Source organism: Pseudomonas sp. PDM16 (genome assembly GCF_014851865.1).
Taxonomy (GTDB): Bacteria; Pseudomonadota; Gammaproteobacteria; order Pseudomonadales; family Pseudomonadaceae; genus Aquipseudomonas.
In genome coordinates this window covers 963,065-977,329 of sequence record NZ_JACVAM010000002.1, presented here as the reverse complement: position 1 = coordinate 977,329, position 14,265 = coordinate 963,065, and the positions used below count along the sequence as shown (strand labels likewise).

General features: G+C 60.6%; 6 protein-coding genes. 1 reads left to right on the top strand and 5 read right to left on the bottom strand.

What is annotated here, in order from left to right:
• Nucleotides 1–9 precede the first annotated feature (9 nt).
• The 3 genes from IB234_RS10990 to IB234_RS10980 all read right to left on the bottom strand — a co-directional run bounded on the left by IB234_RS10990 (nt 10) and on the right by IB234_RS10980 (nt 2,873).
• Nucleotides 10–843, bottom strand: a complete 834-nt coding sequence (locus IB234_RS10990) for an enoyl-CoA hydratase/isomerase family protein (protein ID WP_192317410.1) — start codon at nt 841–843, stop codon at nt 10–12.
• A gap of 158 nt (nt 844–1,001) precedes the next feature.
• Nucleotides 1,002–1,925, bottom strand: coding sequence for an alpha/beta fold hydrolase (locus IB234_RS10985; RefSeq protein WP_192317408.1), 924 nt, complete (start codon nt 1,923–1,925; stop codon nt 1,002–1,004).
• 150 nt (nt 1,926–2,075) lie between these two features.
• Nucleotides 2,076–2,873: a crotonase/enoyl-CoA hydratase family protein gene (locus IB234_RS10980; RefSeq protein WP_192317406.1), complete on the bottom strand. Its 798-nt coding sequence runs from the start codon at nt 2,871–2,873 to the stop codon at nt 2,076–2,078.
• A gap of 169 nt (nt 2,874–3,042) precedes the next feature.
• Here IB234_RS10980 and IB234_RS10975 point away from each other — a divergent pair, with 169 nt between their 5' ends.
• Entirely contained in the window at nt 3,043–3,609 is a 567-nt protein-coding gene (locus IB234_RS10975; RefSeq protein ID WP_192317403.1) for a TetR/AcrR family transcriptional regulator, read from the top strand.
• Between the two features lie 74 nt (nt 3,610–3,683).
• Here the strand turns inward: IB234_RS10975 and nadA are convergent, their stop codons facing one another.
• The gene (gene nadA / locus IB234_RS10970; RefSeq protein WP_192317401.1) at nt 3,684–4,742 is read right to left on the bottom strand and encodes a quinolinate synthase NadA; all 1,059 of its coding nucleotides are present in this window, start codon (nt 4,740–4,742) and stop codon (nt 3,684–3,686) included.
• 199 nt (nt 4,743–4,941) lie between these two features.
• A complete protein-coding gene (locus IB234_RS10965; RefSeq protein ID WP_192317399.1) occupies nt 4,942–13,914 on the bottom strand; it encodes a retention module-containing protein in 8,973 nt (2,990 codons plus the stop codon).
• Nucleotides 13,915–14,265 lie beyond the last annotated feature (351 nt).

The following is a 14,265-nucleotide window of genomic DNA, read 5'->3' as shown; positions in this document are numbered from 1 at the left end:
ATGCGGTCCTCAGTCCCTGACCAAGCCTGGTGTACGAGCAGGAGTGTCGGTGGATCGGTCCGGGTGGTCGCGCTCCAGGAAACGTCGCAACCCCTCACGGGTCTCCTCGCGATGAATCGAGCGATTGAAGCACTCGGCTTCGATACGCAGCCCCTCCGCCAATGGTTGCCCATACCCCCGAACGGCCGCCTCCTTGTCGGAACGCATGGCCGGCTGAGGAAGCGTGCAGAGAAACTGCGCCAACTCCATCGCTCGCGCCAGGGAGGTGCCCGACGGCACGACTTCATTGGCCAGGCCCATGGACAGGGCCTCGGCTGCCGAGATGACCTTGCCGGTAAGAATCAGCTCCATCGCGCGCCCCATGCCGACGATGCGAGGCAGACGCTGGCTGCCACCATCGGCCAGGCCTATGTTCCAGCGCCGACAGGTAACGCCGAAGGACGCATGTTCCTCGGCAATGCGCATGTCGGCGAAGCAGGCCCACTCGAGCCCGCCGGCATAGGCAACGCCATTCACCGCGGCGATTACCGGCTTGTAGATGTCCGTCCATCGGCTGGGGCCGAGGATGCCGGGACGCTCGCCGCGATCATGAGCGGCGATCTCTTCCGCAGTGGACGGCACCAGGTCCAGCCCTGCCGACAGGTCGCCCCCGGCACAAAAGGCTTTTTCACCGGCGCCGGTGAGGATCATGACCAGAGCGCTCTCGTCATCACGAAAGCGGGTCCAGGCTTCGATCAGCTCTCGATGCATCGTAGGCCCGATGCAATTGCGCTTGTCCGGACGATTGAAGCGGATGACCCGGATGGCGCCGTGTTGCTCGTATTCGATCTGGGTGAACGTCATGCAGGTAGTCCTCTCATTATTGTTGTTTGCACCAAGACACGCGCTGTCGGGCAGAAGCCTAAGGGCGGGGCGAAAATGAGGCACCGGGTAGTCCAGCCAATATCCGGACTACAGCAGGCGCTGGCAGCCTCGCCGCAACAGAACAGAGGTTCCGGCGCTCAGCTGCCACACTCCGTGGCGGGCCGTATCTGCGATGCCGGCACGCAGATCTGCCCCTCGAACCATGTCAGTGCTTCATCCCATAGCTCAGAGGACGCAGCTCGGAAGTACCCCATGTGGCCTATTGGCTGCTGCGGCAGTTCGGGAAGAAGATCGCGCACCGTCCGGGTTGCATTGCGATAACCCTTGATAAAGGCATCCCGTGAAGCAGGCGGAGCCCAAAGATCGTCCACGGCATTGGCGAAGACGCACGGCAGGCGTACATCGGCGTACAGGCGGCTAACGTCCGCCATCGAAGGATCGTCGAAGAAGTAATGAGGGTGGACACACCAACGCTTCCAGTCTTTGTACACACCCAGCGGCAGGTCATCGCCCATGCCCAGGAGACTCCAGGCCATGTACCCCTTGCAGGCAACGATCAGCGGCAAAACACAGTTCCACAGGAAGCGGACCTTGATGGCCTCGAGCCGCGGCATCCAGCCGGCCCACCCCGCCCCGGTGCCGAAACAGTACGCGGCGGTGATCTTCTGGTGGTTGGGTAGCAGGCCGAGGGCGTGCCCGCCAAAAGAGTGCCCGACCCAGAAGAGCGGCGTTCGGCCGTCATCCATGAACTCGACGGCGGCAGCCAGATCGCGAAACCCCCAGTCCAGATAGGACATCTCGAAGCCTTTCAGTGTCTTCGGAGACGAGTCGCCAACACCACGGTAGTCCACCGTCAACACGTTGAAGCCCCGGGCGCAGGCATGCTGGGCGAAGCGGCGGTAGAAGCGCTGCTGAACACCCGTGGCTCCAGCCATGATCAGGTTGCCCTTCAACCGACCATGGGCGCAGTAGCGGGTCGCGGCGATGCGATAGCCATCGCTGGTCAACAGGGACAGCTGATCGATCACGGACAGACTTCTTGCACTATCGGCTTTTCTCATACGAATTGTTCCGGCCGCTCGGCGGCCAATAGCTCTGCCAGAACCCAGCTGCATTGATCCCGAGAGGCTCGTCCACGGAATCGCGCAGCCAGGGGCGTTAATGATCAAGCGGCAGCCCGAGACGATTTATCCGTTTCGGTCCTTGCCTTGTCAGCGGCCTTTGAATACCGGTTCGCGCTTTTGCATCATTGCCATCACACCCTCGCGAACGTCATCACTCTTGATGAGCGAGAACAGAAGCTCATTGAGTTTCGACAGGGCAGCAGCATCGCCCTCGTCACGGGCATGGAAGGCGGACTGCAGAGTCGCCTCGATAGCTAGCGGCGCGGCCTTGGCGATGCGCTCCGCATACTCGAGGGCGCGCTCCAGCTCCTGACCGGGCTCGACGACTTCGGTCAGCAGCCGCATTTTCAGCGCCTCACCGGCACCGAACTCCTCGCCGGTCAGCATGTAGCGCATGGCGTTGGTCCAACCCGCAGCCTGAGTGAAGCGGACGGTCGAGCCGCCCGATGGAGGGATGCCTCGCAAAACTTCCAGATGGGCAAAACGCGCGTTGCTGGCTGCAATGGCAATGTCAGCATTGAGAATCAGCTCAATACCTGCAGTCCAGCAGGTGCCTTGGACGGCAAGCACAACCGGTTTCTTGCGACGCGGCCCCGACACACCCCAGGGATCGATCCCCTCATCCGGATACTTGAATCCTCCAGAGGCGAGCTTCGGCGTCAGCTCCATCAGATCCAGGCCGGCCGTGAAATGATCACCATGGGCAAACAGAACGGCGCAACGAGCGTCTGCATTACGCTCGAACTCTCCGAGCGCGAGCGCCAGATCCGCCAGCATGTGGCTGTCGAAAGCGTTGCGTTTTCCGGCTCGATCGAGACCGATCAGAAACAGATGGCCACGCTGCTCACGGGTGACACGGCCCGGACCGCTGTTTGCTTCGCTCATTGAGAACTCTCCTGACTGATGAAAGATGCGCTTGGCATCGCCAAGCATCTGCAATTACTTACCGAATGTTCGGTTTTAAAAAACTAAACAAACATTCGGTAACCGTCAAATTGAGAGTGCATGGCTTATGACTTAGAATCAGCGCCTCTTATCGAGAACGGAGCAACCTGTGCGCCCTCTGAAGATGCCCCGAGATGAGTTGTTGCAGCGCTGCGCCAACACGTTCAAGCGCCTCGGCTACCACGGCACCACCATGGATGCGCTGTCAACGGCCTGCGGACTGACCAAAGCCTCGTTCTATCACCATTACCCAAACAAGGAGTCGCTCCTGCGAGATGTGCTGGAGTGGACTCACGAACGCTTGAAGCAGTCACTGTTCTCGATTGCCACCGACGAAAGTCTGGGCGCACAGGAGCGACTCGCGAGCATGGGACGCAAGGCCAGGAGGCTTTTTCAGGATGACTCGATCGGCTGCCTGATGGGGGTGGTTGCGATCGATGCGACCTACGGCAAAGTGGAGTTGATGGAGCCCATCCGGCGCTTTCTCGACGACTGGGCCGCCGCCTTTACCACCATCTACCGCAGTGCATATGCTCCGGTCGATGCGCAGCATCTGGCACGTCAGCTGGTGGCCGATTTCGAAGGTGCGATATTGCTGGCTCGGATCTACAGCGATCCGAGTTACATCGACGCGGTAATCGAGCGGGGCCTGCGGCAGCTACAGCCTGCGACCTGAGGCGATCTCCTGAAGCCGACAAAACGGCGCCATGGGAGACGCCGGCTTGAGAAAGCGGATATCCAGAGCGCCCGTCAGGCGTTGCCGGCGAGCTTCAACCGTGCGGCCTGGGTAAAGTCCAGCATACGCTTGAGCGGGCGTACCGCACGCGGAACCAATGCTGGCTCTACGAATATCTCGTTGCTGCCCTCACGCAGGCACTGCAAGGTGCGCTGCAGGGTGTTCATCGCCATCCAGGGACAGTGGGCGCAACTGCGACAGGCAGCGCCATTGCCTGCGGTCGGGGCCTCTACGAAGACCTTGTCAGGGCACAGCTGCTGCATCTTGTAGAAGATGCCTCGGTCTGTGGCGACGATGAAGGTCTTGTTCGGCAGAGTCTGCGCGGCCTTGATCAACTGACTGGTCGACCCAACGGCATCCGCCAGTTCTATGACCGCCTCAGGGGACTCGGGATGCACGAGGATCGCAGCCTCGGGGTGCAGCGCCTTCATGTCCTCGAGCTGCTTGGCCTTGAATTCCTCGTGGACGATGCAGGCACCGTCCCACAGCAACATGTCCGCCCCCGTCTCGCGCTGTATATAGCGACCAAGATGCTGGTCGGGAGCCCAGAGAATCTTCTCGCCGTTGTCCATCAGGCTCTCGACAATTTCCAGAGCACAACTGGAGGTCACAACCCAATCGGCGCGTGCCTTAACCGCAGCCGAGGTGTTGGCATACACCACCACGGTACGGTCAGGGTGCTGATCGCAGAACGCGGAGAACTCATCGACCGGACAACCGAGATCCAGCGAGCAGGTAGCGTCCAGTGTAGGCATCAACACCCGTTTTTCCGGGTTGAGGATCTTCGCCGTCTCGCCCATGAACTTGACCCCCGCCACCACCACGGTCTGCGCGGCATGCTGATTGCCAAAGCGGGCCATTTCCAGCGAATCGGAAACACACCCTCCTGTCTCCTCGGCCAGCGCCTGGATCACCGGATCGCAGTAGTAGTGGGCCACCAGGACTGCATTCTGCTTCTTCAGCTCGGCGGCAATTTCGCTCCGGTAGAAGGTCTCTTCCTCCTGCGTGAGCGGCCTGGGCTGCTTGGCGGCGAGGTGGGCCTGAACCAACAGGCGTTCGGAAATCTGGGTCATCTCATCAGGCTCTGAATATGCTTTCAGTCTGCCGATTATACGCGCCAACCCTTCTGCCGGGAGAAGCACCGGAACAAAGAGCCTCCTACGGCGTGCCGGCACTCGCGGATGTCAGGCCGACAACGGATGAAAAACAGCCCGCTATCCGGGGGGGGATAGCGGGCTGGATGTGCAACAGCGCTGTCACTCCATTGCCAACTCAGGCCACCTTGAGACTGTGGTCTTCGAGCATGCCATTGATGACGGTCGCCGTATCTGCGCTGCTGTAGTAAGCCGCGCTGGAGAGATCGACGCCATCCACCAGCACGGTCATGTCGACGGAGCTGCCGCCCTCTGCGCCGTTGCTATCCACGCTGATGGTCGTTGAAGTCGCGTTGAAGCTGAACGTCAGATAGCTGCTCAGCTCATCGCCATTCGGGTTGTCGGAAAGCCCCGTGAGCAGTTGCGATAGATCCAGCACATCGGAGGTGACGCCGTTCACTGCGAAGCTCAGGTGCTCGTTGCCATGACCGTCGTCACTCTGATCAGCGACCGTTTCCAGCGCGTCCTGCTGTTCTGGCTGACCTGCATCAGGCGACACGTCCTCCTCGGCGACCAGCGCGACCAACGTCGCATCCCCCTCAGGCGCCGGGCTTCCAGCAACATTATCAGTGACCGGATCATCCTGCGGGCCGAGATCGGACACCACCATGGCCCTGAGAGTCGAACCCGACGCCTCCAGACCAATGACCAGCTGCGCCGTATCACTGTCGCCATCGGGCTGGGTCAGCTTGTAGGTAAATACCTCCTCCTGGCCCACACCATCGAGTGTGGGATCAGGCGTATAGGTATAGGTCCCGTCCTTGTGGATCAGCAAGCTGCCCCACTGACCATCGATGGAGGTTCCCGCAACCGCATCGACCAGCACGTAGCTGGAGCCATTCCAGATACTGAGCACCGCCCCCTCACTACCTTTATCGTCCACCGCATTCTGCGGGTCGCTGCTGGACGAATAGGTGTTGGGGTCAAGCAATACATCGCCGGACACCGCCGTCACCACTATCAGCGGTACCGCAGCCGCCACTGTGATCAGCGTGATGTTATCCAACCGGACCCGATAGCTGTCGCCATTGTTGGAACGGTCGTTAGCCTCAAAGAACAGGCGATAAACGCCCTCTCCGAAGCTATCCGTGCTGACGGTGGTTGCCGTGCTGACGCCATGGCTACCGCTATCCACCAGTTCCCACGAGGAACCATCCTGCCGGTAGAGCACCCAGTTGAGCTGGTCTCCACTGCCGAAGTTGTTGATGCTGCCCACCTGGAAGGTAACAGTGCCGGTATCGCCCGCGCCTATCTCGAACGTGGGAGTGACGAGTTTGGTGCTGACGCCGTTGCTATTGTTGGTGTCGATCAGCTGCAAGGCGCTGCTCTGGACACGAACCCCATTGGCATTGGCGTTTCCAGCAAGGGCGGATACCCCCCACTGCCCTACCCCGGCGGTCATGACATCGGCCAGAGTCGTCACCGTCATACCTGAGCCCTGAGTGTCAAAAATCCACGGATCAGGCGCAGAAGTACTGTTGTCGGTAGAAGAGAAGTTAGCCAGCACATCACTATCGGACGGCGGCGTGATCATGGTTTCTTCGACCGTCGCCGTGTTGTGGTTGTCGTAGGCATACACCTCACTACTGTCGGTCGTGGTCAGGCTGAGAGTGGCCGACATTTCATCGCCATCAGCATCAACGAGGGTGTAGATGAAGGTCTCGGTCAGATCCGACCCCACGTCCTTGTTCAGGATGTAGCTGTATTCGCCTGTCTGCAGATTGATGGTGAAGGTTCCACCTTCATCCGTGGTGAAGGTCAGCTTGCCGGTGCTGCTGTTGTACTCCGGCGAACTCGCATCATAGGTCTTCAGCCCATGCTGGACGGAAGCTACCGGAATATCTGCAGCGCCATCTGCCCCGAAGCCGTTAGATCCCTCCAGAATCAGGTTGCCGGTAATGGTCGGGGCTGAAACCGTACCTTGCAAGGTGGCATCGAGCTGGCTCAGGTCGCTGACCAGAATGCCATTGGTGTTGGTGCCTGCACCGATACCATTGTATGCCACAGGATTGAGCTGAGCCTGATCGCTGGCGCTGCCCTGCCCCATGCCCAGCGCATAGGACTGGATCTCGTTGTTGTTGAGGAAAGTCGTCCAGACCGATTCCTCTGCTGGAACGATGCCATCGTTGTTGCCCGCACCAATTCCCCAACTACTATTCGTCGTCGGCTGGCCGTCGGAGAGGAAGTAGGAAACGTTCTGGACATTTCCGCCAACGAGCTTGCCTGTGCTACCGAAAGCCGTGATCGCCTTCATCAGTGCGGCATCGTAGTTGGTATTGCCATCACCGTAGAAGTTGGACAGCGCTCCGATCACCGACTTGGCCTGGCTAGCAGTCAACCAGACCTCTCCGGAACTGGAGAGGTTGGAAGTGGCGCTGGCGTTGAAAGCCACCAGCCGCACCATGACATCGCCCAGACCATCGTACGCATCGACCAGGTTCTGAATGGCACTCTTTGCCAACGCCAGTCGAGTGTTGAAACCCGACACTCCGGGGTCGTTGTCCATACTGCCGGACACATCGAGGATGATCATCAGATTGGTGTTGACCCCCGTTGGCTCGGGCGCCGACTTGCTGATGTCCGAGGGCTTCGCTGGAGAATCGTCATCCACGACCACGGTAAGGCTTCCCGACGCCGGCAACGCAGATGGATTTGCGTCCCACACCTGATAGCTGAAGTTCAGCGGCAGGTCATTCTCGTCACTGCCAGAGGCCGGAGGTTCATGATCCAACGGCTTGAACAGCTCGAACTCATAGGCTCCGGTAGCGGTATCAGTCAGTTTGAGGGTGAATACCGTTTGACCATTCTCTCCGCCGACTTTGGCGGTAATGGTCTTGTTGCCGTCGCTCAGATGGTAGGTCACTGGACTTCCACCCGAGGTCAGACCGCTGGGGGCGGTACCACTCCAGGCGAAGTTGCCGAAGGTATCGACGCTGTAGCCCAGCACGCCGTCGACCTGTACCTCTTGCCCGGCAAGATCGTTCGGGCCGCCGGGAAGCCCCTGTGGTAGCCCATCCTCATCCACTGCATTACTGGCTTGTCCGCCTTGAGGGTCCTTGCCAGTCAGTGTGATTTCGAAGGTAGCCGTAGCACTGTCGCCGTCACCATCCACGATGGAGTAGGTAAAGGTTTCCGTACCTGCTGATGCACCCGGCGCAGCGGTGTAAATAAGGTTCCCGTCGATGTCGATGGTGACGCTACCACCCTGGCTACCCAATCCTACGATCTGGATAGGTGAAGAGGCCGATTCGCCATCAGCGCCATAGTTGTCATTATTCAGCAGGTCGTTGACCGTGCCTATGTTGACATCCTGAGCACCTCTGGAGACTTCGCCCAGCACATCGTTGGCAGCCTCCGGAGCATCGTCGCGGAAGCTGATTCCCGGCCCGATATCCACACTCACGGAGTCCTGATCGCCATCACCATCCGTCACCGTGGCGGTCAGAGAGACGAGGTTGGGGCCCAGGAAGATGGCCTCATCTGGGTCGCTGGTGGGATGGACAACCGAACGATCCTGATCCAGCGTGAGAGTGCCCGCTGCATCGACGCTCAGGGTGAAGACGAGCTCTCCGGTCGTTTCCGTACGCCCTTCCAGCATATTGCCGTTCATGACCAGCACGACGGCCTCGCCCGTCAGCGTGTCTGTCAGGCCCGTCACCGAATTGACTACATTCAGGCTATAGCCGATCGGACCCTGCTGCCCATCGGCCCCGGCTTGTGCATGGAAGACACCGCTGAAGTCGGCTGTCGCATCGGTACCGAAGTCCGACTCATCGACCTGCAGCGACGCGCCCCAGGTCACATTGGTGCTGACATCGTTGTAGTCGTAGTCCGACGTATCGGTCTTGTCTTCCCAGTTCTGGTTACCGGTGGCCGAAGTGTCCTGGAGATGCGATCCACCCGGGTTAAGAGTGGCGTCGCTGAACAGGATATGTGCGCCGTCTGCCCCAACCAACGGCGTGCCGCCAACCATCGCCTGCCATTTTCCACCCACGAATTGGAAGGTGATATCAGCTCCGTTGGTCAGCCCCGCGTTGCCGCCTCCGTGAGGAATGATGAAGAAGCCAGTACTGGCTGGGTCCAATCCACCAAGGTCAAAGGTGTCACCAACCGACTGATGATGCACATTCGCCCAGATCACCTTGCCAGAGAGGGGCGTTCCGTCACTGCCCTTGATGTAGTAGCCGTAGCTGTTGCTGAAGCCCGCGCTGGTTCCCTGGAAGGTCACCTGGGAGGTGAATGCAAGATCGCCGGCCTGGATAGTCGGCGAATCGTCGTCCACCAAAATGCTCAGGCTGCCATTGGCAGTAGAACCATCGCTATCTTCCACGGTGTAGGAGAAGTTGATGGAAATGTCATTCTCATCGCTGGTCCCCGGAGTTGAAGGGGGCTCATGATCCAGCGGGCCGCTCAGGGTGAACTCGTAGGCGCCGGTGGCAACATCGGTCACCTCCACCGTGAACACCGGTACCCCACCTGCGGTGGCAGTAAGCACCAAACCGTCGGGGCTGACATCGTAGTCAAGCGCAACCCCGCCCGAAGTAAGCCCCAGTCCCGAAAGACCCGCGGTACTCCAGGCGAACGGATTGACAGCAGCCGCACCGTCCAGGCCGAAGCTGTAGCCGAGGCTCCCTGTCACAACGGTTTCGTTGCCCGCCAGATCACCAGGCCCGCCCGAGATGCCACCTGTCAGACCATCCTCGTCAACCTCGTTGCTGGCCTGGCCACCGACTGGTGAAGCCCCATCGATAATGCCTATTGTGATGCTATCGCTCACAGCATCGCCGTCGTTGTCGGTGATCTGAATCGAGAATGCCTGGCTCGGCGTGGCCCCCGGAGGCAATGCGCCTGTGGCCTGGAAGCTCCAGGAGCCATCGCTGCCGACATGGAGCACGCCGGTTGTCAGCGAGATGTTGGTATCCAGATCGTACTCGACACCATCAACGACAACCTTGATGCTCTCTGCACCATCACCACCTGCGCTGCCAGTCCATGATCCATTGTAGGTATCCCCCTCTTCTATGCTCGGGGCGCTGTTTGGCAACAGGTCGACCACTGGTACGTCATCTTCGACATTGATCACGAAGCTGCCCGGATTGAAGCCTCCAGCCAGCGGGTCACCGTCGCCGTCGACGGCCGTCAGCACGCCGGAGAAGTCGATCCCCAGGCCCGGCAGCAGTTCGCCGTCCAGGGTTCCGTCTTCGATCGGATGATCGAGCGGGCCTTGCAGTTCGAAGGTGTAGCCACCGCCTGCGGTGACCGTCAGGGTGAAGATGGTCACGCCACCAGCCGTAGCCGTCAGCACGTTACCCACCACGTTGTAGCTCAGCGCAGTGCCGTTCGAGGTCAGCGCCTGGGTAACCAGTGAGCTCACATCGGCGGACAGCCCGAACGATCCCGGGCCATCACCACCAAAGTTGACCAGGCCCGACAGCGCGCCATCGGCTCCGCTGATCGAGGTGGTCTGGCCGCCCTCCGCATTGCCATCGTGAGGAGCACCGGTGGTGGTGCTCAGGGCATCTTCATGCACGGTGCCGCCGACCGGTACGAAGCCCTCGCCCTGCTCGGCCACAACCGGCACGTCGTCTTCGACATTGATCACGAAGCTGCCCGGATTGAAGCCTCCAGCCAGCGGGTCACCGTCGCCGTCGACGGCCGTCAGCACGCCGGAGAAGTCGATCCCCAGGCCCGGCAGCAGTTCGCCGTCCAGGGTTCCGTCTTCGATCGGATGATCGAGCGGGCCTTGCAGTTCGAAGGTGTAGCCACCGCCTGCGGTGACCGTCAGGGTGAAGATGGTCACGCCACCAGCCGTAGCCGTCAGCACGTTACCCACCACGTTGTAGCTCAGCGCAGTGCCGTTCGAGGTCAGCGCCTGGGTAACCAGTGAGCTCACATCGGCGGACAGCCCGAACGATCCCGGGCCATCACCACCAAAGTTGACCAGGCCCGACAGCGCGCCATCGGCTCCGCTGATCGAGGTAGTCTGGCCGCCCTCCGCATTGCCATCGTGAGGAGCACCGGTGGTGGTGCTCAGGGCATCTTCATGCACGGTGCCGCCGACCGGTACGAAGCCTTCGCCCTGCTCGACCACGACCGGCACGTCATCTTCGATATTGATCACGAAGCTGCCCGGGTTGAAGCCTCCGGCCAGTGGGTCGCCGTCACCGTCGACGGCCGTCAGCACGCCGGAGAAGTCGATCCCCAGGCCCGGCAGCAGTTCGCCGTCCAGGGTTCCGTCTTCGATCGGATGATCGAGCGGACCTTGCAGTTCGAAGGTGTAGCCACCGCCTGCGGTGACCGTCAGGGTGAAGATGGTCACGCCACCAGCCGTGGCCGTCAGCACGTTACCCACCACGCTGTAGCTCAGCGCAGTACCGTTCGAGGTCAGCGCCTGGGTGACCAGTGAGCTCACATCGGCGGACAGCCCGAACGATCCCGGGCCGTCACCACCGAAGTTGACCAGGCCCAACAGCGCGCCATCGGCTCCGCTGATCGAGGTGGTCTGGCCGCCCTCCGCATTGCCATCGTGAGGAGCACCGGTGGTGGTGCTCAGGGCATCTTCATGCACGGTGCCGCCGACCGGTACGAAGCCCTCGCCCTGCTCGGCCACAACCGGCACGTCGTCTTCGACATTGATCACGAAGCTGCCCGGATTGAAGCCTCCAGCCAGCGGGTCACCATCGCCATCGACGGCCGTCAGCACGCCGGAGAAGTCGATGCCCAGGCCCGGCAGCAGTTCGCCGTCCAGGGTTCCGTCTTCGATCGGATGATCGAGTGGGCCTTGCAGCACGAAGGACCAGCTACCGTCGCCGTTCACCGTCAGGGTGAAAATGGTGACTCCACCGGCCGTGGCCGTCAGTACGTTTCCTGACACGCTGTAACTCAATGCCGCCCCACCGGAGGTCAATCCCTGCGCTTCCAGCGAGCTGACTGAACCGGAAAGGCCGAAGCCTCCCGGGCCATCCGCGCCGAACGCAACCAGGCCAGCCAGAGAGCCACCTGTTGCGCTTGTAATAGTGGTGGTCTGGCCTGAGCCCTCGGAATTACCATCAGATCCAGCCCCGGCAGCGGTGCTCAGGGCATCCTCGTGCACGACGCCACCGATGGACGGACGCTCTCCACCTATCAGAACGGGAACGTCGTCTTCGATATCGACGGTAAAGCTGCCAGCCGGGAACCCGCCAGGAATCGGATCACCATCTCCGTCCGTCGCGACCAGTATCCCCGAGAAATCGATACCCAGGCCAGGCAGATCCTCGCTATCGAAGGCACCATCGGCCACAGGGTGGTCGATCGGCCCTCGTAGTATGAAATTCCAGCTGCCATCGGCCCCCACAGCCAGCGTGAAGATGACTTGGCCGCCAGCTGATGCTGTCAGCACGTTCCCCACCAGGCTGTAAGTCAGCGCGATTCCACCACTGGTCAGCCCCTGGCTCGCCAGCGAACCCAGGTTGCCACCGATGCCAAAGGTACCCGGGCCATCTGCCCCGAAGTTGATCAGCGAGGTCAACGACCCCGGCCCACCACTGGCGGAAATGGTCTGTCCGCCCTCGTCGTTCCCCTCATGAGGCGCTCCGGCTCCCAGTGTCAGGGCGTCCTCATGGACGCGCCCGGATACGGAACCGGCCCCGCCAACGAACTGGGGTACATCATCCTCTACGTTGATGACGAAGCTACCGGGAGTGAAGGTACCGACCGAATCACCATCGCCATCCACTGCAACAAGCACACCCGAAAAATCAATCGGCAGCGGGAGCAGCTCGTTGTCATCGCCATTGGCCAGCGGGTGATCGAGCTGGCCGACCAGGGTGAAGACGAAGCTGCCATCAGAGCCCACCTGCAGGGTGAAGATGGTCTCGCCGCCCACGGTGGCTGTCAGGACATTGCCCAGCACGGTATAGGAGAGAGCACTTCCTCCCGAGGTCAGTCCCTGATCCTGCAGGCTTGCGATGGCTGAGGCAGCACCTGAAAGGCCGAAGCTACCGGGACCATCCGCGCCGAAGTTGACCAGACCGGACAATGCACCAGGCCCGCCGGAAGTCGTATTGGTCACCGCGTCCGAGTCGGTGATGCCATCGATAGTCTCGTCCTCGTCCACCAGTGCAGTTACCTGAGCACCGGTAGCGAGCAACGGGCCGTCGTCGTTGATAAGCACATTGAGGAGAACGGTCGGCGATACATCGCCATCGAGATCGAACACACGAACAGGGAAACTCTCGCCCACCTGATCATCCGGTCCGGTCGCATTGGGGTTGCTGTGATCCAACGTATTGCTGGTCAGGATGTAGGTCCAGTTACCAGCCGCGTCCACAATCAGGATGCCGTATTGACCCACCACGGTGCCGCCGTTGGTAACGTCAACCCATACACCGTCGAAGCCCTGGATCTGAAGTGCCGACACCCCGTCCGGAGAGTTGATGACTATCCGCCCGCTGGTCTGCTCGGCATTGCTGGAAGGGTTGGTGCCGGTGGCCAATGCCTCTTCGTCGACAATACCCGGTCCAATGGCAATGCTGCCGGTTGCATCCTGATACTCAACATCGAGGAGGGGGCTGAAATCCGGCTCGGCGTCATCAGTAACTATCGGCTCCGCATCCGGAAACTCCGGACCACCCGGGATTCCGGCGGTAGGAAATCCAATCAGTGGATCCAGGGCGCCGCCCACCTCGCCCAGCAGGACGAATCCATGGCCGCTGCTCGCGCCACCTCCTGCACCACCGCCACCCGCGCCCGGACCGGCCGCCGTGGCTTCGCCGGCCGTGGTCGGGTCTACACCGGCCTCGATGGCAGCCTGCAGTTTTTCGACATCAGTCAAATCGGCATCGGAAGGCGCTACCTCCTGCACCTGAGCAGGTTCCGACTGCCCGCCTGCAGCCAGCATCTGCTCATTGAGACTCAGCGTGCTCTCCCGCCCTAGCGTGAGCACTTCGCCGTTGGCGAGGTTGATCGCAACCGCGCCACCCACTCCGGTCTCCAGTTGTTCGCCAGCGTAGACACGATCGCCTTCGAATAGCGGTCGACGCGTTCCATCGCCGGCTACCGCAAAGACCTCGCCGACAACCTGGCTGACGACACCAATCAAAGTAGCCATGATCCTTCCTCCACACACTACAGCTGCCGACTGCCGTCGACACGTTTCAAAAGGGCCAAATCACCTTCCGAATCCGGGGTTGCGTGCGAAGAAAGCTCAACGGAATGAAGTAGCACAGTGGGAAAATCCTGAAATACGACAAAAAAATGTCGCACCAACTGCACTGGTCCCTTCCCTCGAAAACATCCCCGCCCCTTATGCTCCAAACTGCGATTGACCATCCGTTCTAACTGCGAAACCGCCTGAAAAGCTTGATTTGCGCGGCCTACCGGAGAAACAATGTGCCGGATATCACAGAGTGCATAAGACTTTTTTCGCATAACTTATGTGAAGATTTTTTCTTAGCTACCT

Excerpts from the sequence above, each read along its gene's own strand:
- IB234_RS10990 (WP_192317410.1), bottom strand. The coding sequence starts at position 843 with ATGACGTTCACCCAGATCGAATACGAGCAACACGGCGCCATCCGGGTC.
- IB234_RS10985 (WP_192317408.1), bottom strand. The coding sequence starts at position 1,925 with ATGAGAAAAGCCGATAGTGCAAGAAGTCTGTCCGTGATCGATCAGCTG.
- IB234_RS10980 (WP_192317406.1), bottom strand. The coding sequence starts at position 2,873 with ATGAGCGAAGCAAACAGCGGTCCGGGCCGTGTCACCCGTGAGCAGCGT.
- nadA (WP_192317401.1), bottom strand. The coding sequence starts at position 4,742 with ATGACCCAGATTTCCGAACGCCTGTTGGTTCAGGCCCACCTCGCCGCC.
- IB234_RS10965 (WP_192317399.1), bottom strand. The coding sequence starts at position 13,914 with ATGGCTACTTTGATTGGTGTCGTCAGCCAGGTTGTCGGCGAGGTCTTT.